Source organism: Paenibacillus artemisiicola (assembly GCF_017652985.1).
GTDB lineage: Bacteria > Bacillota > Bacilli > Paenibacillales > Paenibacillaceae > Paenibacillus_Z > Paenibacillus_Z artemisiicola.
In genome coordinates, this window is record NZ_JAGGDJ010000017.1 from 83,000 (window position 1) to 109,010 (window position 26,011).

General features: G+C 64.9%; 21 protein-coding genes. 13 read left to right on the plus strand and 8 right to left on the minus strand.

What is annotated here, in order from left to right; translation table 11 throughout:
• Window positions 1–181: 181 nt before the first annotated feature.
• The 3 genes from I8J29_RS19350 to I8J29_RS19360 are packed head-to-tail and all read left to right on the plus strand — an operon-like array spanning window position 182 to window position 2,796.
• Window positions 182–1,195 (plus strand): ABC transporter substrate-binding protein, encoded by a 1,014-nt coding sequence (locus tag I8J29_RS19350; protein ID WP_240546326.1) that lies wholly within the window; start codon window positions 182–184, stop codon window positions 1,193–1,195.
• A gap of 25 nt (window positions 1,196–1,220) precedes the next feature.
• Window positions 1,221–2,015, plus strand: coding sequence for an ABC transporter ATP-binding protein (locus tag I8J29_RS19355; protein WP_208849157.1), 795 nt, complete (start codon window positions 1,221–1,223; stop codon window positions 2,013–2,015).
• A complete protein-coding gene (locus tag I8J29_RS19360) occupies window positions 1,996–2,796 on the plus strand; it encodes an ABC transporter permease (RefSeq protein WP_208849158.1) in 801 nt (266 codons plus the stop codon). The genes I8J29_RS19355 and I8J29_RS19360 overlap by 20 nt, the downstream gene beginning before the upstream one ends.
• Before the next feature lie 432 nt (window positions 2,797–3,228).
• On the opposite strand, the gene I8J29_RS19365 is transcribed toward I8J29_RS19360, so the two are convergent.
• Complete coding sequence (locus tag I8J29_RS19365) at window positions 3,229–4,920, minus strand: family 10 glycosylhydrolase (RefSeq protein ID WP_208849159.1); 1,692 nt, start codon at window positions 4,918–4,920, stop codon at window positions 3,229–3,231.
• Between the two features lie 352 nt (window positions 4,921–5,272).
• Between I8J29_RS19365 and I8J29_RS19370 the strand changes: the two genes are divergently transcribed.
• Entirely contained in the window at window positions 5,273–7,630 is a 2,358-nt protein-coding gene (locus tag I8J29_RS19370; protein WP_208849160.1) for a putative bifunctional diguanylate cyclase/phosphodiesterase, read from the plus strand.
• A gap of 126 nt (window positions 7,631–7,756) precedes the next feature.
• Here the strand turns inward: I8J29_RS19370 and ytxJ are convergent, their stop codons facing one another.
• The 4 genes from ytxJ to I8J29_RS19390 all read right to left on the minus strand — a co-directional run bounded on the left by ytxJ (window position 7,757) and on the right by I8J29_RS19390 (window position 11,039).
• Window positions 7,757–8,104, minus strand: coding sequence for a bacillithiol system redox-active protein YtxJ (gene ytxJ, locus I8J29_RS19375; RefSeq protein WP_208849161.1), 348 nt, complete (start codon window positions 8,102–8,104; stop codon window positions 7,757–7,759).
• A gap of 97 nt (window positions 8,105–8,201) precedes the next feature.
• On the minus strand, window positions 8,202–10,127 hold the full coding sequence (locus tag I8J29_RS19380; protein WP_208849162.1) for a glycosyl hydrolase family 18 protein: 1,926 nt from the start codon (window positions 10,125–10,127) through the stop codon (window positions 8,202–8,204).
• A gap of 205 nt (window positions 10,128–10,332) precedes the next feature.
• Window positions 10,333–10,611 (minus strand): YxcD family protein, encoded by a 279-nt coding sequence (locus I8J29_RS19385; RefSeq protein WP_090635962.1) that lies wholly within the window; start codon window positions 10,609–10,611, stop codon window positions 10,333–10,335.
• 2 nt (window positions 10,612–10,613) lie between these two features.
• The gene (locus I8J29_RS19390) at window positions 10,614–11,039 is read right to left on the minus strand and encodes a hypothetical protein (protein WP_208849163.1); all 426 of its coding nucleotides are present in this window, start codon (window positions 11,037–11,039) and stop codon (window positions 10,614–10,616) included.
• Between the two features lie 131 nt (window positions 11,040–11,170).
• On the opposite strand from I8J29_RS19390, the gene I8J29_RS19395 reads away from it, so the two are divergent.
• Window positions 11,171–11,713, plus strand: a complete 543-nt coding sequence (locus I8J29_RS19395) for a DUF309 domain-containing protein (RefSeq protein ID WP_208849164.1) — start codon at window positions 11,171–11,173, stop codon at window positions 11,711–11,713.
• A 139-nt stretch (window positions 11,714–11,852) separates the two neighbouring features.
• Here I8J29_RS19395 and I8J29_RS19400 read toward each other — a convergent pair whose 3' ends face one another.
• Together I8J29_RS19400 and I8J29_RS19405 are read right to left on the minus strand one after the other, a co-directional pair.
• Window positions 11,853–12,416: a beta-class carbonic anhydrase gene (locus I8J29_RS19400; protein ID WP_208849165.1), complete on the minus strand. Its 564-nt coding sequence runs from the start codon at window positions 12,414–12,416 to the stop codon at window positions 11,853–11,855.
• Between the two features lie 63 nt (window positions 12,417–12,479).
• Window positions 12,480–12,797 carry an iron-sulfur cluster biosynthesis family protein gene (locus I8J29_RS19405; RefSeq protein WP_090635971.1) on the minus strand — a complete coding sequence of 106 codons (318 nt, stop codon included), beginning with the start codon at window positions 12,795–12,797 and terminating at the stop codon, window positions 12,480–12,482.
• 132 nt (window positions 12,798–12,929) lie between these two features.
• On the opposite strand from I8J29_RS19405, the gene I8J29_RS19410 reads away from it, so the two are divergent.
• Window positions 12,930–14,447: a carboxypeptidase M32 gene (locus I8J29_RS19410; RefSeq protein WP_208849166.1), complete on the plus strand. Its 1,518-nt coding sequence runs from the start codon at window positions 12,930–12,932 to the stop codon at window positions 14,445–14,447.
• A gap of 66 nt (window positions 14,448–14,513) precedes the next feature.
• Here the strand turns inward: I8J29_RS19410 and I8J29_RS19415 are convergent, their stop codons facing one another.
• A complete protein-coding gene (locus tag I8J29_RS19415; RefSeq protein ID WP_208849167.1) occupies window positions 14,514–15,374 on the minus strand; it encodes a helix-turn-helix transcriptional regulator in 861 nt (286 codons plus the stop codon).
• Window positions 15,375–15,497: 123 nt separating this feature from the next.
• On the opposite strand from I8J29_RS19415, the gene fabF reads away from it, so the two are divergent.
• The 7 genes from fabF to mutL form a co-directional block, all read left to right on the plus strand.
• Window positions 15,498–16,745 carry a beta-ketoacyl-ACP synthase II gene (fabF, locus tag I8J29_RS19420; protein WP_208849168.1) on the plus strand — a complete coding sequence of 416 codons (1,248 nt, stop codon included), beginning with the start codon at window positions 15,498–15,500 and terminating at the stop codon, window positions 16,743–16,745.
• Between the two features lie 70 nt (window positions 16,746–16,815).
• Window positions 16,816–17,862: an aromatic acid exporter family protein gene (locus tag I8J29_RS19425; protein WP_208849169.1), complete on the plus strand. Its 1,047-nt coding sequence runs from the start codon at window positions 16,816–16,818 to the stop codon at window positions 17,860–17,862.
• A gap of 228 nt (window positions 17,863–18,090) precedes the next feature.
• Entirely contained in the window at window positions 18,091–19,383 is a 1,293-nt protein-coding gene (locus I8J29_RS19430) for a beta-propeller fold lactonase family protein (RefSeq protein WP_208849170.1), read from the plus strand.
• Between the two features lie 327 nt (window positions 19,384–19,710).
• The gene (locus I8J29_RS19435; RefSeq protein WP_090635978.1) at window positions 19,711–20,265 is read left to right on the plus strand and encodes an outer spore coat protein CotE; all 555 of its coding nucleotides are present in this window, start codon (window positions 19,711–19,713) and stop codon (window positions 20,263–20,265) included.
• Window positions 20,266–20,390: 125 nt separating this feature from the next.
• Window positions 20,391–21,848 (plus strand): putative amidoligase domain-containing protein, encoded by a 1,458-nt coding sequence (locus I8J29_RS19440; protein WP_208849171.1) that lies wholly within the window; start codon window positions 20,391–20,393, stop codon window positions 21,846–21,848.
• A gap of 71 nt (window positions 21,849–21,919) precedes the next feature.
• Window positions 21,920–24,712 carry a DNA mismatch repair protein MutS gene (mutS, locus tag I8J29_RS19445; RefSeq protein WP_208849172.1) on the plus strand — a complete coding sequence of 931 codons (2,793 nt, stop codon included), beginning with the start codon at window positions 21,920–21,922 and terminating at the stop codon, window positions 24,710–24,712.
• 52 nt (window positions 24,713–24,764) lie between these two features.
• Window positions 24,765–26,011: DNA mismatch repair endonuclease MutL (gene mutL, locus I8J29_RS19450; protein WP_208849173.1), on the plus strand; the 1,247-nt coding region annotated here is incomplete at its 3' end.

The window sequence follows — 26,011 nt, forward strand, 5'->3', positions numbered from 1 at the left end:
CCTTCATGAAAACGCCGCCGGCGATGAACCTCCGCCCAGAGCTTTGAATAGGATATACCCTATTCGAAGCTCTTTTTCGCGTTCCGGGAGAGCTTGCGAATACAATCGGTTCCGGGCGAACCGTTCACATACATCCCGTTACGCGGACATCCGCAGTTCATCAGATGAAGGAGAGAAAGACATGAGCAGAACGATGAAGCCCGTCCTGCTGCTGCTGGCCGCCCTGCTGCTCGTCATGACCGCGGCCTGCGGCCAAAATTCGGGCAAAGGCAAGGACGCATTGACGACGGTGAAATTCTCCGAAGTCATCCGGTCCATCTTTTACGCGCCGCACTACGTGGCGATGTCGCAGGGCTTTTTCGAGAAGCAGGGCCTGAACGTCGACATGAATACCGCGCAGGGATCCGACAAAGGCGCGGCGGCGCTGATCGCCGGCACGGCGGACATTTCGCTCGTCGGTCCGGAAACGACGATTTACATTTACAACCAGAAGGGCGAGAAGACGCTCAAGGCGTTCCATCAGTTGACCGCGAAGGACGGCTCGTTCCTGCTGTCCCGGGAGAAGCTCGACGCCTTCGCGTGGAGCGACCTGGCCGGCAAAACGGTCATCGGCTGGCGTCCCGGCAGCTCGCCGCAGATGGTGCTGAACTCCGTGCTGCTGAAGGAAAAGGTGGAGGGCGTCAACGTCGTCACGAACATCGCCTCGACCGCGATGGCGGGCGCGTTCACGAGCGGCCAGGGCGATTATATTCAAGTGTTCGAGCCGGTCGCCTCGACGCTCGTGAAGGAAGGCAAGGCGTATCTGGTCGCGTCGCTCGGCGATTTCGGGGATTACCCGGAGACGTCGTACGTGGCGACGTCGGACTACATCAAGGCGCATCCGGACATCATCCAAAAGTTCACGGCGGCGGTGGCCGAAGGCGCGAAGTGGCTGAACACCGCGACGGACGACGACATCGTGAAGGCGCTGAAGCCGTTCTTCGACGGCACGCCGGACGATCTCATCCTGCAGTCGGTCAACCGCTACAAGGCGCAGGGCACGTGGCCGACCGAGCCGGTGCTGACGCAGGCGCAGTTCGATATCCTGCAGAACGTCCTCGTGGAGAACGGCGTGCTGAAGGCGGAAGACAAAGTAACGAACATGGACGACGTCGTCGACATGAGCTTCGTGCAAAAGCTCGGAAAGACGGATTGAGCCATGAACGAGGAGGGGGAGCGGCATGCGGGAAACGCATGAGGAGCACATCCGGCTGAGCGGCGTCGGGCTGAGCTATTTCACGCCGAGGGAAGAGACCGAGGCGCTGCGCGGCATCGAGCTCTCGATCGGCAAGGGCGAGTTCATCAGCATCGTGGGGCCGAGCGGCTGCGGCAAAAGCACGCTGCTCTCCCTCATCTCCGGCATGCTGAAGCCGACGCGGGGGAAGGTCGCGATCGACGGCGCCGAAGTGACGGGGCCGTCGGCCAAGGTCGGCTACATGCTGCAGCACGACCATTTGTTCGAATGGCGCGACGTGCTCGGCAACGTCACCGTGGGGGCCGAGATCCGGCGGATGGAGAAGGCGGCCGCGCGGCGGAAGGGGCAGGAGCTGCTGGAGCGGTACGGGCTCGGCGACTTCGTCGGCCATTCGCCGGTTCAATTGAGCGGCGGCATGCGCCAGCGGGTGGCGCTGATCCGGACGCTGGTGGCGGAGCCGGATATTTTGCTGCTGGACGAACCGTTCTCGGCGCTCGATTACCAAACCCGGCTGACGCTGTCGGAGGAAGTGTTCCGCATCATCAAGGATCAGGGCAAGACGGCGGTGCTCGTCACGCACGACCTGTCGGAGGCCATCAGCATGGCGGACCGGGTCATGGTCATGTCCAAGCGGCCGAGCACGATCTCGGCGGTTCACGACATCGACTTAGGCGAAGGCGTGGATCCGTCGCCGTGGAGCAAGCGGCAGGCGGCGAAGTACCACGATTATTTCAACGCGATCTGGAAGGAGCTCGAGGACCATGCCGTCTCCGCTGTATGAACGCTATCTCCGCATCCAGAAGCGCCGGCAGCGGCTGATCTGGCTCGTCCGCCTCGCGCTGCTGGTCGCCTTCCTGGCGGTCTGGGAGCTCGCGGCCCGCGCGGGCTGGGTCGATTCCATGCTCACGAGCAGCCCGTCCCAGATGTGGACGTCGTTCCGCGGGCAGGTCTCGGAGGGGACCGTATTCCATCATCTGCTCGTCACGACGCGGGAGACGCTCGTCGGCATCGTCGTCTCCATGCTCGTCGGCATGGTCGTCGCGACGCTGTTCTGGTGGTCGTCGTTCGCCTCCAAGGTGCTCGATCCGTACATGGTCGTCCTGAACGCGCTGCCCAAGGTGGCGCTCGGCCCGATCTTCTTCATCTGGCTGGGCGACCGGTATTCGGTGTACGGCATGGCGGTCGCGATCTCGATCGTCGTGACGATCATCATGATCGAGAACGGCTTCAAGGACATCAGCCGAACGAAGCTGAAGCTGATGGAATCGTTCGGCGCGACCAAGGCGCAGATGCTCGGCATGGTGCTGCTGCCGGCGAGCGTGCCGCATTTCATCGCGACGCTGAAGGTGAACGTCGGGCTCACGCTCGTCGGCGTCATCATGGGCGAGTTTCTGTCGTCGAAGGCCGGGCTCGGGTACTTGATCATCTACGGCGGCCAGGTGTTCCAGATGAACCTCGTCATGGTGAGCATCGCGATGCTGGCGCTGTTGTCGGTCGTGCTCTACGGGCTGGTGAACGTGCTCGAGCGGTACGCGCGCAAGAGATACCATCACGAGCCGTGATGCCCGGTTATCGCGGATGGAACGGAACGGAAAGCGCGACCGGACGAAACAGCCGCATCGGGATCCCGCGGGGACGATGCGGCTGTTCGATGTTTTTTCCGCCGCCGCTCGCCGATCGGATAGGAGGGGGGAAACCGACCGCGTGCGTAAAGCGGGGACGGTATCGTGCTGCTGCGGCTCTGTCTCTGACGAACCCGTGCAACCTGACCTTCGCGGACATCGGGACCGGCTTCCGCCCGTGACGGAGGAAAATCCGCATGCGGTCGGAAGGGAACGCGGCGCCGGCTCGAAGCGGGCCGGACGCCGAACGGACAGGCGCCGCCGCGGACGCGAACGCCCCGGGCTCCATCCGAAGGATGGAAACCCGGGGCGTTCGCGTTTGTCGCGGGGCCGAGGATCGGCGCCGGCGAGCTGCCGGCCGCCGCCCGGCGGTTAGTTTCCGGCGGCGTAGTAGCCGCGCAGGGCATCCTGGATGCCGAGCGGATTGGCGCGCAAATCCTTGGCGCTGAAGAACACGTCGCCGTCCACTTCCGGACGGGACTTGCCGTAATCCAGCTGGCGGATGATTTCGTTCGCGGACTGCCAGCCGGCCTCCGGCGTGCCGAGCTTATACGGCGAATGGCCGATGTAGAGGTCCACGTCGGTGCCCCTCACTTCGTTCGACCACCAGTCGACCAGCTTGCCGTACGGCGCGGACAGCGTGTCGAAGCTCCAGTACAGCTGCGGCGCGACGTAATCGATCCAGCCGTTCTTGATCCAGGTCCGGACGTCCGCGTACATGTTGTCGTAGTCCGTCACGCCGGCCCGCGTCGGCGAGCCGGTCGGGTCGACGTTGTTGTTGCGCCAGACGCCGAACGGGCTGATACCGAACCGGACGCCCGGCTTCGCGGCGTGCACCGCTTGGCCGAGGTCGCTCACGAACGCGTTGATGTTGGCCCGCCGCCAGTCGGCGAGCTTCAGGTTCAGCGGGTTGTTGGCCGCGTACGCGGCGGCGTCCGGGAACTGGCCGCTCGACGGATAGAAATAATCGTCCAGGTGGACGCCGTCGATGTCGTAGCCTTTCACGGCATCCAGGATCGCGTCGATGATATGGCGGCGCGCGTCGGGCAGGCCCGGATTCAGGTACGGCTTGCCGCCGGACAGGACGATCCATTCCGGATGCTGCAGCATGACGTGGTTCGGGGCGAGCCCGTCGGTCTTGGCGTCGAGGCCGGCCCGGAACGGATTGAACCAAGCGTGGAATTCCATGCCGCGCTTATGCGTCTCCGCGATCATGAACGCCAGCGGATCGTAGGTCGGCCCCTTGCCCTGCGTCCCGGTCAGGTATTTGGACCACGGCGCGAGCGCGGACGGGTAAAAGGCGTCGCCGGCCGCGCGCAGCTGCACGAACACCGCGTTCAGTCCCATGCCCTGCAGGTCGTCCAGCAGCTGTACGAACTCCGCCTTCTGCTTATCCGCGTTGCCGGCCGAAGCCGCGCTCGGCCAATCCAAGTTGTATACCGTGGATATCCAGGCGCCGCGCAGGCCGGCCGTGCCGGAACCCGGGTCCGCGCCGGGATCCCCGGTACCGCCGCCGGGGTTCGTGCCGGGGCCGGAAGGACCGGTGCCGGGATCCGAGCCCGTATCCGGCTCGGCGACGTCCGGATCGTGCAGCGAGATCGATCGCGCGGCCGGATTCCAAGCGACCGTCAGGCCGAGCGATTCGCCGACGAAGCGCAGCGGCACCATGACCCGGCCCGAGACGACCTGCGCCGCGCCGTCCAGCTTGACCTGCGCCCCGTCGACGACGGCGGTCGTTTGGCCGCTTCGCAGCGTAATGAGCGTGTCCGCCTGCCGGATCGTGACGGTGCGCGCGGCGGGCGTCCAATCGACGGCCGCCCCGAGCCCTTCGCCGATGACGCGCAGCGGCACCATGGTCAGGTTCAGCTTCGGCACGATATACGGCGGCACGTCCGAGGTCAAGCGCGCGCCTTCGAGATAGACGGCGATGTCGCCGGGCGCGCTGCCGGAAGCGGCGGCCGCGAAGCGCGGCGGAAGCGCGAGCGAGAGAGCGACGAGCAGGGCGAGCAGCAATCGGCCCGCGCGCGGACGGCGTATCGATGAGCGAAAGATGAGCTGTTTCATAAAGCCTCCTAAAAGTTACTAATCCGTTAGACGTGCCATGGGGAGGCGAAGTTGCGGTCGAACGCGCGAAAAATGCCGGCGGACGCAAGCGGGAAGATGCCCATCGTTATCCGGCCCGTCCGGCGGCGGCCGGCACCGAACGCGAACGCTCCCGAGCGTGACCCGACATAATTGTCGAAACGTGGCGATTTTGTCGCGGGGCCACTAGTTCGATAGGACATAAAGACTAGATTAAATCTCTGAACTTGCATTGAAATGTGACGAATAACAGGTATAATTTAGCACGAAGGCGAAAAACGCCAACGAAAGTTAGGTCGATTGTCTTATTTCGATTACGGCGGGAGGTGAGCGCATGTTTTACGACGGACATCTCCTTCTGATGCTGGTGCCGATCCTGTTCCTGTTCCATGCGTCGGTCGTCATTTTCCGCCGGAACCCGGCGGGGCCGGAGAACCGCGCGGCATGCATGGTCACGCTGCTGCTGCTGCTTTTGTTCATCCTCGATTTCGCCCAGCTCATCGTCCCGCATTCGGCGATCCGGACGCTGACGGCGGCGGCGAAATACCCGGCGATGCTGCTCGCCGCCGGCGCGGGATTCTGCCTGCATGTCGTCTTTACGCGGAACTATCACCGGATCCCGCCGCGAGCCGGCATCGCCGCGGCGCTGCTTCCTTTCGCCGGCTACATGCTCCAGCTCGCCCTCTCTGGGCCGTCGGCCTTCATCGCGCGTGTGGACGAGCACGGACATTGGACCCGGGAAGCGCCGACGGCGGCGCTCGGCGTCTACCTGTCCGCGGGCTGCGCCTTCATGCTGCTGAACGCCGCGCTGGCCATCATGGCATGGCGCCGCTCGGACGCGCGCTTCGACCGAAGCCGGTTTCTCGCCCTGCTGCGGACGGACCTCGTCTATTTGGCGGCCGCGGCCGCGCTGGCGGTCTTCGGGGCGCTGGTCGGCCGGCACGCCTTGATCCCTTCGACGTACATGCTGCTGCCGGGACTTGCCTGGAGCGTCGCGCTCAGCCTGATGATGATCAATTCGGACTTCCTGCCGCGGCTGTCGAGACGGTACGAGGTGCTGTTCCAGATGTCGCCCGCGCCGATCCTCATCGTGGACGCCGCCGCGCGCATCCGGGACGCGAACCCGAAGGCGAGGGAGATGTTCGGCCTCCGCGGGGAACCGGGGCAAGCGGAATACCTCGAGCCGCTCTTCGCGGCCGAGGATCGGGAGCTGTTTCGCGAGATGTACGCGTCCTACCCGGATATCCGGTGGCACAGCAAAGAATTGGCGATGCGCGGGGCCGACGGGCAGCCGCTCAGCGTGCTGCTCGACATGGAGACGATGGCCGAGAACGGCGAGCCGTACGGCATCGCGATTATCCGGGACATCACCCAGCGCAAATCGATCGAGCGCCGCACCGATTATTTGGCGCGGCACGATCTGCTCACGGGGCTGCCGAACCGCTCGGCGTTCAAGCGCTCGCTGGACGAAGCGATGGCTTCGAAGAACGACGCGCCGACGTTTGACGCGGTTTTGCTGGTCGATCTCGACCGGTTCAAGCTGATTAACGACACGCTCGGCCATCAATGCGGAGACGACGTGCTCAAGATCATTTCGGGCCGGTTCCGCGATTGCCTGGGCGAGGAGCATTTGCTGGCGAGAGCGGGCGGCGACGAATTCATGCTTCTCGTCCGCGGAGCCGCCGAATTCGACGAGATCATCCGCGTCGCGGAGCGCATGCAGGGCGCGCTGGAAGCGCCCGTGTTCGTGCTCGGCGGCGAATATTACACGACCGCGAGCATCGGCATCAGCCTGTTTCCCGGCGACGGCGCGACGGCCGACGCGATCATCAAGAACGCGGACATCGCGATGTACCACGCCAAGTCGAACGGCGGCAGCCAGTACCGGTTCTATTCCAAGGAGCTGAACGCGTCCATCAAGCGCATGGTCGACATGGAGGCCAGCCTGCGCAGAGCGCTGGAGGAGAACGAATTTTACGTGGTGTATCAGCCGCAGACCGACATCGCAAGCGGCCGGACGATCGGCGCGGAAGCGCTGGTGCGCTGGAATTCGAAGGCGCACGGCCGCGTGTCGCCGGCGGACTTCATTCCGCTCGCGGAGCAGTCGGGACTTATTCTGAAGCTGGGACAGTGGGTCTTGGAGGAAGCGTGCCGCGAAGCGAAGCGGTGGGAGCAGGCTGGCTGGACGTCGCTGAAAATCTCGGTCAACGTCTCGGCCAAGCAGTTCAAGCAACCGGATTTCGCCGACGTCGTCAAAGACATCCTGAAGGACACGGGGCTCGACCCGCGGAAGCTGTGCATCGAAATTACGGAGAGCGTCGTCATCGACAAGCTGATGTTCACGCTGAAGATGCTCGACGAGCTGGTGGCGCTCGGGGTGGAAATTTCGATCGACGATTTCGGGACGGGCTATTCGTCCCTCAGCTTGCTTCGGCAGCTGCCGATCTCGGTCATCAAGATCGACCAGTCGTTCATCGCGGAGATGGTCGAGGTGCAGTCGGTCCGCTCAGTCGTCGCGGCCATGATCACGATGTCGCATCACCTCGGGAAGACCGTCGTCGCCGAAGGGATCGAATCCGAGCAGCAGATGGCGTGGCTGCGCGAGATGGGCTGCGACAACGGCCAAGGGTATTTCATCGACAAACCGCTGACGGCGGAGCTGATGCGGGCCCGGCTGAAAAACATATCGTAACGCGTCGTAACGCGCGCCGAGCGCGGACGATCCATTACGAAAACGAAAGCCCCGGACCGGCACGTTGCGGGAATCGCAACAAGGCGCCAGTCCGGGGCTTCTTTGCGTTAAAGAGGGGAACCGCGATCAGTTCAGGACCGCTTTAATATGGGCGGCCGTCACGGACCAGTGGGAAGCGGTCCAGTACTTTGCTTGGTCTTTGACCAGGATGATTTGCGGCGACTCGTGCTTGACCGCGGTATCTTCGGCGATTTGGTTGGAAACCGGACGGGATTCGATGACCTTGACGAGCACGTAATCCGTGTCCGCGTCGGCGTCGCCGCTGTTCAAGTAGTTCGTGAATTCGTTATAGGCGTTCGCGCTTACCGGGCACGTGGTGCTGTGCTTGAATACGACGAGCGGGCGGGAAGCGGAGCCCTCCAGCGCGGATTTCCATTCTTCGACCGTTTGAATTTCCTTGTATGCCTGCGGCATGGCGCATTCTCCTAACTGTTATGAAATGAGTTACAGTACCTTCGTCTTCACATCATAGCATAACCGCCGAAGAAGTACCACTCGTCCGCGAACGCCTTTATTTCAGCTGCAGCAGCAACGGCCACAGCTCGGTCTGCTCGAAGCCGAGCCGCCATGCCGCGACCCCGGCAAGGTCGTATTTCTTGGCGATGGCGACGCGCGCCTTGACCGTTTCGGCCGTTTCGGACCAGAACACGTGCGTGTACCCGTCGCTCCCGGCATACCGGTATTTCGTCTGGCCGGACGCGGCGTCGAAGACGCCGCTCGCGCCGGTCGATCGGATCAAGTCGCCGAGGCTCTTCATGAGGAGCGCCTTGCTGTCGACGATGCCGCCGGCGGCATTGACGCGCCATTCGCGCACGTAGAACGGGATGCCGAGCATCAGCTTGCCGCGGGGGATGCCGTAAGCGAGAAATTGGCGCACGCCTTCCTCGGTCCACGCCAGGTCCGCGACGGAGCCGGCCTGGTCGCTGCCTTCCCAATGCTGATCGTACGCCATCAGGACGATCATGTCCGCGATGCCGGCCAACGCGGCTTGGTCGTAAGCGGTCTGCGCGTCCCACAGCACGTCGCCCCGCGGCAGGTCGATCGACACGGTCAGCCCGGCCTTGTGGGCGGCCGACGTCAGCGACCGGACGAATGCCGTATAGCGGGCGCGGTCGCCGCCGGCCAGCCCTTCGAAGTCGACGTTGACGCCGGCGACGTTCAGCCGCGCGAGCCTGGCGACGAGCTTCGCGATGAATTTGGTCTGCGCCGCGGGATCGCGCAGGAACGCGCTGGTAAGCTTGGCGTCGAACCGATTGCTCACGAGCGGCGTCAGCTTGATGCCCGAGGCGCGCACGGAGGCGGCGAGCGCGGGATCGGAATCGTCCGTGAACGAGCCGTCCGCGGCCGCGAGCTCGAACCACGACGGGGAGTCGATGTCCAGGCCTTGCGTGCGGCCGAGCTGCTCCAGTACCGTATCCGTATCGGAAACGCCGTTCCAGCCGAGATACGTCAGCGTCTTGGCGTTGCTCCAGATCGTCCGTCCGTCCGCGGTCACGACGGATGCGTTCTTGTAGCCGGCGGCGTACGCGACGGCGCTCTTGCGGGCATTGAAGGTGCGCAGCAGCGCATTGCCTTGGAACGCGGTCAAGTACGGCACGTTCGTCCACCAGGAGAGGCCATCCTTCATGACGGTGGCGCCGGCGAGCTTCTTGGCGTACGCGATCGCGCCGTCAATGCCGAAGAAGGACGCGACCGCCGGTCCCGACTGCATGACCCTAAACGTCGGCGCGTTGCGGTGCACGACTTGGCCGGTCGCCGTATTGACGACCGTCGCGCCGGCCAATCCGTTCGCGGCGCGCTCCGCGTCGAGCAGGAAGCCGTACGCCTTGGCGCCGACCGGCTCGCCGTCCTTCGCGACGCCGTATATCGGCGCCGACTGCCGCAGCGCGGCGGCGCGGGCGTCCGAGATGTTATCCCAGATCCATTGGTTCGTGGATAAATCGATGATATGCGCGCCGGCGTAAGCGCCGGCCGCTTTTTTGGCTTCGGCGAGCGTCGCGAACGACCAGCTCGCGAAGGTTTTGTCCCCTTGATACACCTGGAAATGCGGAAACTTGCTTTCGACGAAGCCGGGCGCCTCCAGATCGCGGATTTGGGCGAAGCGGGAATTGGCGGCAAACTGCTCCGCTTCCCTTAGCGTCCGGAATTCGCGGCCCGGGGACGAGATGCCGTTTTCGTACACCTTGTAACGCGGGAAGTCGTCCCAGACCCATTGGCGGTCCGTGATGCGCTCGACATGGGCGTAGGCGTATCCTTTGGCAAAGGCGACGGCGCCGCCGCTCGTCTGGAAGTCGCGGAGCGGTTTGTCGTTCTGATAGACCCGGTAATTCTTCGTTCCGTCGACGGCGAGCGCGTCCGGAGCGGCGAACGCCGCCAATCCGGCCTGAACGGCCAGGGTTGCGGCAATCACGGATGTCCATTTGCTGCGATTCTGCATGTGCGAGTCCAACACTCCTCTCCCGATGTATAGCGTTAAACGCGCCAATCGGGACGAGGTTGCGGTCATTCGACAATTTTCGATGAAGAATCCGAGGGCACCGGCGCGCCGGTGCCTGCGCATTCGAACCTCGCGAATCCGGCCGTCGCCGGAACGCGACAAAAAAACGGGGCAGCCATTGGCTGCGCCCGTTCGTTTCGTAACGTCAATCCTCGATGTCCGCCCAAAATTCCTCGTCGGCGTCGAGCGTAATCTGGGAGCGGAACTTGCGCAGGTTGTACTGCTTCAGCAAGTATTGTTCGATCGCTTCCAGCAGGTTCGCTTCGACGAGAAATTGGCTGCGGCCCTTCACCCAGACCTCGGCGGTATAGCCGTACTGCTCCTCCCAGGACAACTGCACTTCGACATCCGTCGGCGGGACGCCCCTGCGTTCCGCCATGTGGAGGCACACGGCGTTAATGATCTCGTCCGTGTAAATCCGCATGATTAGTAGGGTCTCCGGTTGCCGGGATGCGCCGGCTTATTGCGGTTTCGGAAGTAGCGCACGATGCCGGCGATCAGCACGATGACGACGTAGATGGCGAGCACGTTGACCAGCAGGCCGATGATGTTGCCGAAGAAGCCCATGTTGCCGAACAAACCGCCGAACAGCAGGCCGGCGAGACCGCCGATCATCAGGCCCTTCATAAAGCTGCCGCCGCTGAAAAATCCGCGGTTCGCGGTCGTCGCCGCGCCGGACTTCGTCGTGCCCGTCCCGGTCTTGGTCACGTTATCGGCAGGCTTGGCCGGCGTTTGCGTGTAGCTCTGCCGCGGCGACTTGAATCCGCCCCCGCGCGGCTTGGCGTCGGCCGCCGACGCGCTGAACGCGAAGAACAGCGCGAATGCCATGAATACTAATAACCCCTTTTTCATATGCCTATCTCCTCCTGTGTTTTCGGTTCCTATGGACTTATTGCGCTTCGGTACATTTACGTCTAATATAATCAAAGGTTTCAGATTTCATTCTTTCATCGGTCACGACGGCGGAAAAACGGGGGATCGCGATGGAAAAGGAAGAGTATCCGGACGACTATGAGGCCTATTTATACGAGTTTCATGCGACGCGGGACTATTTCGAGTGCCACGAGCTGCTCGAAGCCTATTGGAAGGCGCATCCCGGCGACGGATTCGGGGAGACGTGGGTGGGATTGATCCAGCTCGCGGTCGGCGCGTACCATTACCGGCGGGGGAACTTGCGCGGCGCGGCGAAAATGTTCGCGCAAGCCCGGCGGCGGCTCGCGAAGGAGCGGCTAGACCGCCTTGGCCTCGACGGCGGCGCGCTGACCGGAATGATCGACGAACGGCTCGCGGCGCTCGGACGGGGCGACGCGTTCGCCGATCCGGCGCTGCCGATCGCGGATGCGAGTCTGCTCGCGCGGCTGCGGGAGCGGGCCGCGTCGGCCGGGCTCGGCTGGGCGCTGCCGAGCGGGACGGAGCCGGCGCTCGTCCATCGTCACGCGCTTCGCGACCGCAGCGACGTCGTCGCCGCGCGAGCGGCCGCGGCGGAAGCGAAGCGCGCCCGGGACGCGGAGCCGCGGAACGGTTGACGCGGCCGCCGCATCCGGTCCGCAGGCGCGTCCGCGAGGCCGGAACGCCGCGCATCATGACAAAAAAGCTTCGCGCCGCACGGGTTCGTCCCGGCGGCGCGAAGCTTTTTTCGTATTCATGCGATGCGGCGGCAACGGTTTATTCGCCGTACCCGTCGACGACGAGGTCCAGCTTGCCCGTCGTCGGATCGATGATCATGCCGTGCACCGGCGTGCCGGGCGGCAGGAGCGGATGGTTCTTGATGATGCCGACGCTTCGCTCGACGCTCTCCTGGACGTTGTCGAAGCCGGTGAGCCAGCGGTCCAGTTGAATGCCGGAATTGTTGAGCGTGCGAATCGTGTCCTCGGTGACGCCCCGTTCGTGCATGTGCGAGACCACGACCTTGGAGTTCAGGCCGGTCATGCCGCAGTCGTGGTGGCCGATCACGACGACTTCGCGGGCGCCGAGCTCGTAGACGGCGACCAGGACGCTCCGCATGATGTTGCCGAACGGCTGGGTGACGATCGCGCCGGCGTTCTTGATGATCTTGGCGTCGCCGTTGCGCAGGTTGAGCGCCTTGGGCAGCAGCTCCGTGAGCCGCGCGTCCATGCAGGTGACGATCGCGAGCTTTTTCTCGGGAAACTTGTCGGTCCGGTACTGTTCGTATTCGCGGTTCTCCACGAATTGTTCGTTGAAAGCCAAAATGTTTTGAATCGTGCTCAAGCCGGTTCCTCCTCAATTCGCTGGTCCTGTGCGGTGTCTATTCCTTGGTCGGTGCGGGCGGCGCTACTTCAGCAGCCGCAGGTTGGCCGTGTAGATCTGGCTGTCGCTCTTCAGAACGAACGCGTTGCGCGCCGCGTTGTAGTCGATTTTCAATTCGGGCTCGAAGAACACCTCGTAATTGGGCTCGTACCAGACGGAGTACGGCGCGCCTTCGCCGAGCTTGTCTTGCGGATCCGGCTCCCGGACGAGCGCGAGCGTCGGCACGCCGTTCATGACGCAGCCGCAGCCTTCCGTGTCGTAAAGCAGCTTCAGGCTTTTGCCGGTGTCCGCGAGCGGTCCTTCGAGCTGTCCCACGGCGTCCGGCGTGAAGGTAAATTGCATGATGATGGCTCCTTTCCGCGGAGAATGACGGATAATCGATGTCGTGCGCCCGGATTAAAGTTGATTATACGGCGTGCAAAAAGTATGATCAAGTAGAAACCAAAACGGAACGCAGGAGAGGTGGACGAAAACGTGACGAAGGCGATCGAAAACGAAGCGCTGCAGCGGTTTACGGAACGCATCGCGCTGATCAAGAGCTACGAGGAAGCGCTGGCCCTGCTGTATTGGGATTTGCGCACGGGCGCGCCGCGCAAGGGCATGGAAGTCCGCTCGGAGGCCATCGGCCAACTGTCCGGGCAGTCCTTCAAGCTGTCCACCGCGCCGGAGTTGGGCGAATGGCTCGCCGCGCTGGAAGCGCCGGATACATACAAGACCCTGACGGAGACGCAGCAGCGGCTCGTGACGGAGACCCGCAAGGATTACGACCGCAGCGTCAAAATCCCGCCGAAGCTGTACCAGGAATACGTGGTCCTGACCTCGCAGGCGGAGTCCATGTGGGAAGAGGCGAAGGCGAAGAGCGACTATGCGTCGTTCGAGCCGTACCTCGACAAGATCATCGGCTATACGAACCAATTCATCGAGCTGTGGGGCGTGAAGGGCACGCGCTACGACACGCTGCTCGACATGTACGAGCCGGGCATGACGACGGCGCAGCTCGACCGCGTGTTCGGCGGCCTGCGCGAGAAGCTCGTGCCGCTGTCCGCGGCGATCGCGGCGTCCCCGCATCAGCCGGACACCGGCTTCCTGAAACAGGACTACCCGAAGGATGCGCAGAAGCAGTTCAGCAAATTCATCCTCGAGCAGATGGGCTTCGATTTCGGGGCCGGCCGTCTCGACGAGAGCGTGCATCCGTTCGCGACGGGCCTGAGCCCGGGCGACGTGCGGATCACGACGCGCTACTTGGCGGACGACGTGACGAGCGCGCTCTTCGGCACCATTCACGAAGGCGGCCACGCGCTGTACGAGCAGAACATCGGCAATGACCTGATCGGGACGACGCTCGCGACCGGCACGTCGATGGGCATTCACGAATCGCAGTCCCGCTTCTGGGAGAACGTGATCGGCCGTTCCAAGAGCTTCTGGAGCCGTTATTACGGCGACCTGCAGCGCCAGTTCCCGGGCCAGCTCGAGGTGCCGGCGGAAGACTTCTACCGCGCGACCAACGTCGTCCGGCCGTCGCTCATCCGCATCGAAGCGGACGAACTGACGTACAACCTGCACATCATCATTCGTTACGAGATCGAGAAGCTGATCTTCAACGAGGGCGTGAAGGCGTCCGAGCTGCCGGCGTTGTGGAACGCGAAATACAAGGAGTACCTCGGCATCGAGCCGGAGCATGACGGCGAAGGCGTGCTGCAGGACGTCCACTGGTCGGGCGGCGCGTTCGGGTACTTCCCGTCGTACTCCCTCGGCAACATGTACGCGGCGCAGTTCACGGATACGCTGGAGCGCGCGCTGCCGAACGTCTGGGAGCTTGTCGAGGCCGGCAACCTGATTCCGATCAAGGATTGGCTGACGGACAAAATCTACCGCTTCGGCAAGCTGAGAACGCCGTCCGAGCTGATCGAGGGCATTACGGGCAAGCCGCTCGACCCCGATTACCTCGTGGCGTACCTGAAGAAGAAATACACCGACATTTACAAGCTGTAGCCATCGCGCCGCAGCCCGAAGAAGGCCGCTTTCGCCTCGCGCAAAAGCGGCCTTCTTCATTTAAAATCAAGGCGCCGCGCCCGGCCGCTCCTTGGCCATCAGCTGCCGGAGCTTCGTCTCGGTCGGGGAATCCGGGTCCGGCGTATAGATGCTGGCGCGCAGATCGGTATCGCCCTGCAGCTGCAGCGACGTGAGATGGAACAGCATCTTCCCGGCTTTGGCGTGCCGGAATTCGACCAGCACCTCCGGCGCCGCGCTCACCCGGCTTTGTTCCCACAGCGGCTGGAAGTCGGGGTACGTCTCGGTCATGTCGCGTAGGAACGTATCGTACCAGTCGTCGTCGACGTACTGTCCGTAATAGGCGCGGAAGATCGCGAGGTAGCCGCTGATGAAATGCTCCCAGTTGCCGGCGAGCCGGCGGAACTCCTTGCGCTCGAACAGCAGCGCGATCATGTTGCGCCTCGCCTCCGGGATGCGCTCGAAGTCCATGAAGACGTGGGAGGCCGCCTCGTTCCAGCCGACGATATGGCAGTGCCGGTCGGAGACGATCGTCGGGCAAGCCTGCAGCTCGTCGAGAATGCGGCGGAGCGGCGGACCGATGCGGGCCGTCTCCGCGCGCAGGGCGGCGGCTCCGGCGGCGGGCGACTCCAGCGCGAGCGCGAACAGGTATTTGCGCTCGTCGGTATTGAGCCGCAGCGCGGAGGCGACGGCTTCCAGCACGGACGCCGACACCTTGATGTCGCGGCCCTGCTCCAGCCACGTGTACCAGGTCGGGCTCACCCCGGCGAGCTGGGCCACTTCTTCGCGGCGCAAGCCCGGCGTTCTGCGGCGCGTGCCGGGGGTCAAGCCGGCTTCCTCCGGCGACAGCTTGGCCCGCTGCGCCGTGAGGAAGCTCGAGAGCGCCTTCAGTCTCGTAGGCTGATTCATGCGCGACTCTCCTTCGGTTCATAGAGTAGTGGTGGTTATACTAGCATAAACGACAACTTGTAATAGGATAACATATATGTCAACATAGCACCACAAGGCAGCATTTCAAGGAGGAAGAGAGCAATGGAGAAAGTTTATATTACGGGCATGGGCATCGTGTCGCCGCTCGGCAACGACGTGAACGCCTATTGGGAAGCGCTGAAACGGGGCGCGTCCGGCATCGGGCCGATCGATCGCTTCGACGTCTCGGGCCACCGGGCGCGGATCGGGGGACTCGTCCGCGACTTCGACGCCGAAGCGCTGTTCGGCCGGAAGGAGGCGCGGCGGATGGACCGCTTCTGCCAATTCGCGCTCGCGGCCGCGGATCAAGCGTGGCGCGACGCGGGGCTGGAAGGCGCGGAGGTCGACGCCGAACGGGTCGGCGTATACGTCGGCTCCGGCATCGGCGGCCTCGAGACGCTGCTCGCGCAGGACGGCGTGCTCCGCGAACGCGGTCCCGACCGCGTCAGCCCGACGCTCGTTCCGATGATGATCGCCAACATGGCCGCGGCGATGATCAGCATCCGCTTCGGGCTGCACGGCCCTACGATGGCGCCGGTGACGGCCTGCTCCATCGGCAACACGTCGATCGGCGAGGCGTACCGCCTGATCCGCGGCGGCTACGCCGATCTCGTCATCGCCGGCGGCTCGGAAGCGGCGGTGACCGAAATTTCGCTCGCGAGCTTCGGCAACGCGACGGCGTTGTCCGGCCGCAACGACGAACCGGCCAAGGCGAGCCGGCCGTTCGACAAGGGCCGCGACGGGTTCGTCATGGCGGAGGGGGCGGGCATCGTCGTGCTGGAGTCCGAGGCGCACGCCAGGAAGCGCGGCGCGCGTCCGCACGCGGAAGTCGTCGGCTACGGCGCCAGCTCCGACGCGTACCATATGGTGGCGACGCATCCCGAAGGCTACGGGCCGTACTTGGCCATGAAGGCCGCGCTGAAGGAAGCGGGCATCGCGCCGGAGCAGGCGGACGTCGTCTTCGCGCACGCCACGAGCACGGAAATCGGCGACTTGTCCGAGACGCGGGCGATCAAGCGGCTGTTCGGCGATAAGGCGTATGACGTTCCCGTGTCGGCGGTGAAGTCGATGACCGGCCACATGCTCGGCGCGGCCGGCGGCGCGCAGGCGATCGCGCTGGCGAAAAGCCTGCAGGACGGCGTCATTCCGCCGACGATCAACCTGGACGAGCCCGATCCCGAATGCGATCTCGACTATGTGCCGAACAAGGCGAGAGAAGCGAAGTTGAACGTCGGCGTGAGCAATTCCTTCGGCTTCGGAGGCCACAATGCCGTCATTGTCCTGAAGGCGGTTGACGCGGCTCGGGCGTGAAGGGTACCATAGAAGACATAACGGAGCCGTGGCGATGAGCCCACGGCTTTTTACGCGAGGAGCACGCGCTATGGGAATTCGAGTCATCAAGACCGCGGTCGCCGCGCTCGGCGCCTTGTACACCGCCAGCTATTTGGGCTTGAATCCGGCGCTGTCCGCCGGCCTGCTCGCCATTCTCGGCGTCGAAGTGACCCGTCAGCGGGGACTGAAGAGCGCCTTCGTCCGGCTGGCCGCTTCCGCGGTCGGGCTTTTTTTCGCGTCGTTCCTGTTTCTTACGCTCGGCTTTCATCTATGGACGATCTCCTTCTTCATTTTGCTCGCCTTTCCGATCCTGTCCCGGGCGGGGCTGAAGGACGGCATCGCCACGAGCGCCGTCATCGTCTTTCACGTGTACGCGCGCGAGGAAGTGACCGTTTCGCTCATGGTCAACGAATTGCTGCTCCTCGTCTCGGGGCTAGGCTGGGCGACGGTCATCAACTTGATCTACATGCCGAAGGACGACGACAAGCTGCGGGAGCTGCGGCATGACGCGGAGGAGAGCTTCGCCGTCATCTTCCGGGCGATGGCCCGTACGCTCCGGTCGCCGACCTATGTCTGGGACGGCAAGGAGCTGCTGGATGCCGGGCGCGCGATCGAGGAAGGCATCCGCCGGGCGGAGCGCAACCGCGAGAACCGGATATGGGCGCAGGGCCGGTCGGGCGAGGAGGGGCGGTATTGGACCCGCTATTTCGCGATGCGCCAGCAGCAGCTGGAGACGATCGGGCAGATGCTGTCGCACCTGTCGTTCGTGTTCGAGTCGCTGCCGCAGGGCGAGCTGGCCGCGGAGCTGTTCGAGCTGCTCTCGGGCGACGTGAAGTCGGCCGTCTACGAAGGCGGCGTGGAGGAGCGGATCCGGCTGCTGGAAGCGCGGTTCAAAACGATGGCGCTGCCGGTCACCCGCGAGGAATTCGAGATCCGGGCCGCGCTGTTTCTGCTGCTGCAGGAGCTGAAGCGGTACTTGAGCATCGCCAAGCGGCTGAAGCGCCGCAAGAGCGGCTTTGAAGAAGCGGCGGGGGAAGCCGATGCGGTTGCCGCGGTATCGGCCGCGTCGGACGACGCGCCCGTTGCCCGAAAATAACCATCCGAACGCCTAACGCGCGGCGGTCCGACCGGACCGCCGCGCGTTTCTTTATTATAGAAGGCGAACCGCCAAATAGACGTCGCGAAGGGACTTCATGGCTCGTGCGAAGGGTTCGCGCCCGGACGCGGACCGGCGCGCCGGTTCGATCGCGGATAACGCTGTCCATACCTATCCGAAGATAAATGCATATATTTGGAAATATACTGAGGAAATGGAGGTGAAAACATGCCCATCTACGATACCGGCCCGATCGAAAACCGTTCGCCGCGAACGACGCGGCTCTCGGTGCGGCTGATCAACGACGGACGGACCGACGCCATCGCCTCGATCCAGGCGTACGAGGTCATTCCGGCCGAAGCGGGCTTCGCCGGGACGGTTTTGTTCGCGCTGCATCTGGTGCGCTTGACGCCGTTCGGCACGGAGGGCAGCGTGTTTTCCGTCACCGACGTCCCCGCCGACTTCGACGTCTTCGGCGTGCGGATCGTCGCGAGCGGCCTCGGCGGCGCCAACGTCGCGGTCGCGCTGACCCAGTTCGGCGGGGAGGGCGAAACCGTCGCCGTTCGAAGCAGCTCCACGGGCGAGTTTTCGCGCGTCGAACGGCTGCTTTCGGCCTTCAACGCGAACGTCGGCAACGACACGGTGACGGTCGTCGATACGTCCGCGAATACCGTTGCCGCCACCGTCGCTTTGCCCGCGGGCAGCAGCCCGATCGCGGTGGACGTCATGCCCGACGGCACGCGGGCGTACGTCGCCAACTTCGGCGGCGACTCCGTCTCGGTGCTCGATACCGCGTCCAATACGGTCGTCGGGACGATTCCGCTTGCGCCTGGCAGCACGCCGGCGTCGATCGCGATCGCGCCCGGCGGCATGCTCGCGTATACGGGCAATCTCGGGAACGACACGGTCTCGGTCATCGATACCGTCACGAACACGTCGCAGCTTGCCGTGCCGATGCCGGCCGGAAGCCGGCCGTTCGGCGTGGCCGTCACGCCCGACGGCGCGCGCGTCTACGTCGCGAACAGCGGCAACGATACCGTCGCCGTCATCAATGCGCTGACGAACGCGGTCGAGGACACGATCGACCTGCCGGCCGGCAGCCTGCCGATCGCGGTCGCCATCGGTCCCGACGGCAGCCGCGCGTACGTGGTGAACCAAAACGCCGATTCCGTAAGCATCGTCGACATGTCGGACAATTCCATCGTCACGACGGTGTTGGCCGGGACGCTTCCGTTCGGCGCCGCCGTGTCGCCGGACGGCTCGCGGGTATTCGTCGCCGGCAATCTATCGAATTCCGTCGTGGTGTTGAACGCGGCCACGAATGCCGTCCTGGCCGAATTCCCGACCCCGGGACGCCCGGTCTCGGTGGCGTTCACCCCGGACGGCGCCGTCGCGTACGTATCCACGCAGGTGAACGACGCCATCGCCGTCCTCGACGCCGCGAGCGGCGAAGTGACCGGCACGCTGCCGGCGGGAACGTCCTCGCGCGCGGTCGCGGTGACGCCGATTCTGTTATTTTAACGCCGGACGAATGCAACGGGGAGTCATGGAACCCACCGCCCGCCCATATAATGAAAGCAGGCGAACAACGAAAACGGCGGTTCGCGAACGACCGCCGTTTCGTCTTCATAATCCGGAATGAAGCCGCCGATCGCGTCAGCCTGGATACGACCGCTTGCCGACCGAAAGCTGCTTTCCCTCCATACCCGACGCGCCAAGCCGGCGCCCTCCCAAGCGTGCTCCGGCAGTTGTACAACAATATCTGTTTGTTCTTCTTCGTATTAATCAACAAACGCCTATGTCCTGCATACACTTTAATTGAATGATTGTATGGAGGAGGTTAAATCGATGGCTTATGCAGATAAACAGCTTAAGGCTAGAGAGATTATTACCAAAGCTGTCTGCGGGAAAGGTCGTAAGTTTTCCACGGTAACCCACAACGTTACGCCGCCTAACCACCCCACGAGCATCCTGGGCGCTTGGATCATCAATCACCAATACGAGGCGGTCCGTTCCGGAGACGGGATCGAGGTAATCGGTACTTACGATGTGAATATTTGGTATTCTTACAACAAAAACTCGCAAACCGACGTTGCCAAAGAAACGCTCTCTTACGTCGAGCACGTGCCGCTCTCTTACCTCGATCCGAAGCACCGGGCTTCGACCGAGGAAGTGACGGCCGAGTCGACGCAAGAGCCGAACTGCATCGAAGCGAACATCTCCTCGAGCGGCGCCGGCGTCGTGATTCGCGTGGAGCGCGAATTCGCGGTCGAGCTGGTGGCCGAGACGAAGATTTGGGTCGCGACGCTGCCGGGCGGTTCCGAGGACGGCAAGGAATTCGAGTACGGGGACGACGGGGATTTCGAAGATCTGGATCCGGAACTGCTCGACGACGAACTGTAATTTTCGCGGGTTACAGGTCTGCTGTATCGTATGCGCGGGCAGGGAAAGATTCGAGGGCGAGAGCCCTCTTTTTTTTCCAAAAAATCGCGGCTGGCGCCGGGAAAACGGAAGCGGAGCGTGGACGAGTGGCGGGCATCGTGTGGCTGTGGAACGGATCGGGATACCGCGCGTGCGCGGACCCGCGCGGGACGGGCAGGGAGGCGGGGCCACCGGACGAATACGACGCCGTCATCGTCGAAGCGGGCGAGATCGGCGAGGCGGACGCGGCCGGACGGCACGGAGGGGGGACGCTCGTTCTGAACGCGGGAGCGCCGGCGTTCGCGGGCTGGAGCGCCGCCGAGATTCACCGCCGGCTGCGGCGGTCGGGCGCGGCCGCGCGGGAAGCGGAGGACGTGCAAGACGCGGCGCGGACGTACGCGGTGTCGCTGTTTCAGCTGCGGCCGGTCGCGGCGGCGGCGCATCGGACGGCGGCGATGCCGCGCCGGGAGGCGGGACGAGCTCTCCCCGGCGCCGGGACGTCGATCCGGGAAGCGGCCGCGCGGCCGCTCTCCGAACAGGACGGCCGCTACCGGCCGCTCGCGCGGCTCGCGGCGCGCGCGCTGTACGCGTGCGGGCTCGACAACGGGATCGTCGAGCTGGCCGAGGACGAGGCCGGCGCCTGCTTCGTGACCGGCGTCCGGCTGCCGGGCGGCGGCGCGTACGCCCGCGGCGTCTGGCAGGCGGCGGCGGCCGGTCTCGCGCGGGAGCTCGCCGCCGCGGCGGACGCGGGCGAAGCCGGAGAGCGGCCCCGGATTCTGCTTGGCGCCGATCCCGAGTTCCTGCTGCTGTCGGACGCCGGCAAGGTCGTGTCGGCCGCGCGGTACTTGGCGAACGGCCACGGGGCGGGCTGCGACGCGGTCGTCGTCGGCGGCGAGGTCCGCTACCCGGTCGCCGAGCTGCGTCCGGCGCCGTCGCCGACGCCGGACGGCCTGGCGCGCAACGTGCGGCTGCTGCTGCGCCAAGCCGCGCGGCGCATCCCGGACCGGCCGCCGCTGCGCTGGGCGGCCGGGGGCATGCCGGCCGCCGGGTTCTCGCTCGGCGGCCATCTCCACCTGAGCGGCGTGCCGCTGACCGGCCGGCTGCTGCGCCAGCTCGACAGCTGCGTCGCGTTCCCGCTCGCGATGGTCGAATCGCCCGCGGAGCAGGCGCGGCGCCCGCGCTACGGCGCCCTCGGCGATTTCCGGCAGCAGCCGCACGGCGGCTTCGAATACCGGACGCCGCCGAGCTGGCTCGTCTCCCCGCTCGCGGCGAAGGCCGCGTTCGCGCTGGCGCTGCTGTGCGCGCGGGAGACCGCTTCGCTGTCCTACGTGCCGGCCGAGGAGGAGCGCTACGTCGAGGCCTACTACGCCGGCGACCGCCGCGCGCTGGCCGGCTGCCTCGACCGGCTCGCCGCGTCGATGCGGGCGACGCGGTCGTACGCGGAACTCGGCAAGTGGATCGAGCCGCTCCTCGCCGCGATCCGCGCCGGCCGGACATGGGACGCCGCGGCCGATATCCGCGACAAATGGCGCGTCGCTTCGACGCCAATCGCAAGCGCTCCATGAGGGGGCGCTTTTCTGCTATAATGGAGACCTGGTGTTGAACGCACGACATTTTCGATTTTAGGAGGGGCCCCATGTCCGGCTACACCCCCATGATGCAGCAATATTTGGCGATCAAGGAGACCGCCCGGGACGCGATTCTTTTTTTTCGCCTCGGCGACTTCTATGAAATGTTTTTCGACGACGCGATCACCGCGTCGCGCGAGCTCGAGATTACGTTGACCGGCCGCGAGGGCGGCGCCGACAAGAAGATTCCGATGTGCGGCGTGCCCTATCATTCCGCGGAAGGATACATAGCAAGACTGATCGAGAAAGGCTTCAAGGTCGCGATCTGCGAGCAGGTCGAGGACCCGTCCGCGGCCAAGGGCGTCGTCCGCCGCGAAATCATCCGCGTCGTCACGCCCGGTACCGTCATGGAGACGAAATCGCTTGCCGAGAAGGCGAACAACTTCATCGTGTCCGTGTCGGAAGCGGGCGGCGCCTGCGGCGTCGCGGCCTGCGACCTGACGACGGGCGAACTGTACGTGACCTCGTTCTCCGCGGCGTCGGAGTCGCTGACCGACGAAATCAACGTCTACCATCCCTCGGAAATCGTCGGCGACGCGGCCGTGCTCGAACGGCTGCGCGCGGCTGCCGCGGGCTGGAACCGGCCCGTCCTGTTCACGGACCGGGAGCCGATGGCGGACGAGCCGCTCCGCCGGCAGTTCGGCCAGCTGGAGCTGGACGCCCTGCAGCCCGCGCGGCGGCGGGCGGTCAGCCTGCTCACGGGCTATCTCGACGAGACGCAGAAGCGCTCGCTCGCCCACGTTCGCCGGATATCGGAGTACGAGCCGAACCAGTTCATGATTTTGGATCCGTTCACGCGGCGCAACCTGGAGCTGACGGAGACGGTGCGCGACCGCAGCAAGAAAGGCTCGCTCCTCTGGCTGCTCGACCGCACGCGCACGTCCATGGGCGCGCGGTTGCTGCGGCGCTGGATCGACAAGCCGCTGCTCTCGAAGGCGATGATCGACGAACGGCTGGAAGCGGTGGAGAAGCTGTACCTGAACTTCATTTTGCGCGACGAGCTCCGGCGGGAGCTGAACGAGATCTACGATCTCGAGCGCCTCGTCGGCCGCGTCGCCTACGGCAGCGCGAACGGGCGCGACCTGAACGCGCTCAAGACGTCCCTGCAGCACGTGCCGGCGCTGATCGCGCTGTGCGGGGAATCGGAATCGGCGACGCTGCGCAAGCTGACGGCCGGCACCGACGACTGCGCGGACCTCGCCGCGACGATCGAGACGGTCATCGTGGACGAGCCTCCGGTGTCCGTGCGCGAAGGCGGCTTGATCCGCGCGGGCTACGACGCCTACCTCGACGAGCTGCGGGAAGCGAGCGTGAACGGCAAGAAGTGGCTGGCCGAGCTGGAGCGCAAGGAGCGCGAAGCGACGGGCATCAAGTCGCTGAAGATCGGCTACAACAAGGTGTTCGGGTACTATCTGGAAGTGTCCAAGGCGAACATCGGCAGCCTGCCGGAAGGCCGGTACGAGCGCAAGCAGACGCTGACGAACGCGGAACGGTACGTGACGCCGGAGCTGAAAGAGAAGGAGACGCTCATTCTCGAAGCGGAAGAGAAAATGGTCGATCTCGAATACGCCAAGTTCGTCGAGCTGCGCGAGCATCTGACCGCGCATCTGCATCGGCTGCAGAAGCTGGCCGGGACGATCGCCGCGCTCGACGTCTTCCAATCGTTCGCCGCGGTCGGCGCCGAGCAGCGCTACGTAAAGCCGAACGTGACGGAACGCTTTGATTTCGCCGTCGCCGAGGGCCGCCATCCCGTCGTGGAAGCGGTGATGGAGGGGACGTCGTTCATCGCGAACGAGACGAAGCTCGAGCGGGACGCCGCGTCTATGCTCCTCATCACCGGGCCGAACATGGCCGGCAAGAGCACGTATATGCGCCAGGTGGCGCTCATCGGCATCATGGCGCAGATCGGCTGCTTCGTGCCCGCGAAGCAGGCGGAGGTGCCGCTGATCGACCGGATCTTCACGCGCATCGGCGCGGCCGACGACCTGATCGGCGGACAGAGCACGTTCATGGTGGAGATGAAGGATATCCAGACGATGACGGAGAAAGCGACGGCCCGAAGCCTCGTCATCATCGACGAGCTCGGCCGCGGGACTTCCACGGGCGAGGGCATGGCGATCGCGCAGGCGGTCATCGAGTTCGTCCATCACGAAGTCGGCTGCAAGGCGCTCGTCTCGACGCATTTCCACGAGCTGGCGCATCTCGAAGACACGCTGCCGCATTTGGCGAACGCGTGCATGGCCGTGCAGGAGACGGGCGACAACGTCACGTTTCTGCGGAAACTGGTGCCGGGCGCGGCGGGCAGCAGCTACGGCATCTACTGCGCGCAGCTCGCGGGGCTGCCGGGCAGCATCATCGAGCGGGCGTACGCGCTGCTCGATCTGCACGAGGCGCGCGAGGAGACGGCGGCCGCGGCCGAGGCGCCGTACGCCGGAAGCCCGGCGGGCGGCCGCGGCGTCGATGCCGCGCGGCCCGCGCCGGGCGCGGCGCATGGGCATGGCGCCGCGTCTGCGTCCGCGTCTGCCGCCGCGGCCTTTGCTGCCGAGTCGGCCGCTTCCTACGCGGCTCCCGCGCTGGAATCGGCGGACGAATCGCCGAACGCCGGGGGCGTCGTGCAGCTCTCGATCTTCGAGGAGCCCGCGCCCGTCGCCGCCGCATCGGCCGATTCCGGCAAAACGCGCAAGGCCAATCCGCGCGCCGAGCAGCTGGCCGACCAGCTGCGCAAGCTCGACCTGTTCAACATGACGCCGATGCAGGCGATGCAGTGGCTGAACGACATGAAGCTGAAACTGAACGACTAGCGCCGGCTTCGGCCGGCGCGATTACGATACCCATGCAAGGAGGTACGGCGGCATGAGCAAAATCCGCATATTGGACGAGCAGCTGGCCAACCAGATCGCCGCGGGCGAGGTCGTGGAGCGGCCTTCCTCCGTCGTGAAGGAGCTGGTCGAGAACGCCGTCGACGCCGGCAGCTCGACGATCGACATCGCCGTCGAGGAAGGCGGCCTGTCGCTGATCCGGGTAACGGACAACGGCTCCGGCATCGAAGGCGACGACATCGAGACGGCGTTTTTCCGCCACGCGACGAGCAAGATTTCGTCCGGCAAGGACCTGTTCCGCATCGCCAGCCTCGGCTTCCGCGGCGAGGCGCTGCCGAGCATCGCGGCCGTCGCGAAGGTGGAGTGCGTCTCCTCCCCGGACGGCAGCGGCCTCGGCCGCCGGCTCGTCATCGAAGGCGGCGCGATCGCGGCGAACGAAGCGGCGAACGCGCCGCAGGGCACCGACATCAGCGTGCGCGAGCTGTTCTACAACACGCCGGCGCGGCTGAAATACATGAAATCGATCCAGACCGAGATCGGCCATATCGCCGACTACGTGAACCGTCTGGCGCTGGCGCATCCCGGCATCGCCTTCACGCTGAAGCATAACGGCAGCACGCTGCTGCGCACGCTCGGCAGCGGCGACCGGCTGCAGACGTTCGCGGCCATCTACGGCACGGCGACCGCCAAGGCGATGCTGCCGGTCGAGGGCGACCATCCCGATTACGAGCTGCGCGGCTGCATCTCGAAGCCCGAGCAGACGCGCTCGAACCGTAACGGCATCACGATCGTCGTGAACGGGCGCTACATCAAGAGCTTCGTGCTGAACCAGGCGATGCTGCAGGCGTACCATACGCTGCTGCCGATCAACCGGTTCCCGCTCGCGGTGCTGGAGCTCGGCATGCATCCGTCGCTGCTCGACGTGAACGTGCATCCGTCGAAGATGGAAGTCCGCTTCAGCAAGGAAACGGAGCTGCGCGAATTCGTCGAGGACGCGATCCGGCGCGCGCTCGGCAAGCAGCGCCACATTCCCGGTCCCGCGGAACCGGCCGAACGGTCGAAGCCGGCCTTCGTGCAGGACCGGATTTCGTTCCATCAGCCGGAGCCGCCCGGCGTGAACGAAGCGGAGCTGAACGCCGCGAAGCGGCTGCTTCGCGAGGAAACGGGCATTCAGCGCGACCGGGGCTTGTCCGGACCGGCGCCGGCGGACGCGTTCTCGCCGTCCCGGCCGGGAGGCGCGGCTTCGCTGCAAGGCCGGCCGCCGGCCGCCGCGGAGATCGC

Coding starts and splice junctions, on each gene's coding strand:
- mutS (WP_208849172.1), top strand. CDS start 21,920: ATGTCCGGCTACACCCCCATGATGCAGCAATATTTGGCGATCAAGGAG.
- I8J29_RS19435 (WP_090635978.1), top strand. CDS start 19,711: ATGGCTTATGCAGATAAACAGCTTAAGGCTAGAGAGATTATTACCAAA.
- I8J29_RS19430 (WP_208849170.1), top strand. CDS start 18,091: ATGCCCATCTACGATACCGGCCCGATCGAAAACCGTTCGCCGCGAACG.
- I8J29_RS19380 (WP_208849162.1), bottom strand. CDS start 10,127: ATGCAGAATCGCAGCAAATGGACATCCGTGATTGCCGCAACCCTGGCC.
- I8J29_RS19390 (WP_208849163.1), bottom strand. CDS start 11,039: ATGAAAAAGGGGTTATTAGTATTCATGGCATTCGCGCTGTTCTTCGCG.
- I8J29_RS19370 (WP_208849160.1), top strand. CDS start 5,273: ATGTTTTACGACGGACATCTCCTTCTGATGCTGGTGCCGATCCTGTTC.
- I8J29_RS19425 (WP_208849169.1), top strand. CDS start 16,816: ATGGGAATTCGAGTCATCAAGACCGCGGTCGCCGCGCTCGGCGCCTTG.
- ytxJ (WP_208849161.1), bottom strand. CDS start 8,104: ATGCCGCAGGCATACAAGGAAATTCAAACGGTCGAAGAATGGAAATCC.
- I8J29_RS19350 (WP_240546326.1), top strand. CDS start 182: ATGAGCAGAACGATGAAGCCCGTCCTGCTGCTGCTGGCCGCCCTGCTG.
- fabF (WP_208849168.1), top strand. CDS start 15,498: ATGGAGAAAGTTTATATTACGGGCATGGGCATCGTGTCGCCGCTCGGC.
- I8J29_RS19405 (WP_090635971.1), bottom strand. CDS start 12,797: ATGCAATTTACCTTCACGCCGGACGCCGTGGGACAGCTCGAAGGACCG.
- I8J29_RS19355 (WP_208849157.1), top strand. CDS start 1,221: ATGCGGGAAACGCATGAGGAGCACATCCGGCTGAGCGGCGTCGGGCTG.
- I8J29_RS19415 (WP_208849167.1), bottom strand. CDS start 15,374: ATGAATCAGCCTACGAGACTGAAGGCGCTCTCGAGCTTCCTCACGGCG.
- I8J29_RS19360 (WP_208849158.1), top strand. CDS start 1,996: ATGCCGTCTCCGCTGTATGAACGCTATCTCCGCATCCAGAAGCGCCGG.
- I8J29_RS19385 (WP_090635962.1), bottom strand. CDS start 10,611: ATGCGGATTTACACGGACGAGATCATTAACGCCGTGTGCCTCCACATG.
- I8J29_RS19365 (WP_208849159.1), bottom strand. CDS start 4,920: ATGAAACAGCTCATCTTTCGCTCATCGATACGCCGTCCGCGCGCGGGC.
- I8J29_RS19395 (WP_208849164.1), top strand. CDS start 11,171: ATGGAAAAGGAAGAGTATCCGGACGACTATGAGGCCTATTTATACGAG.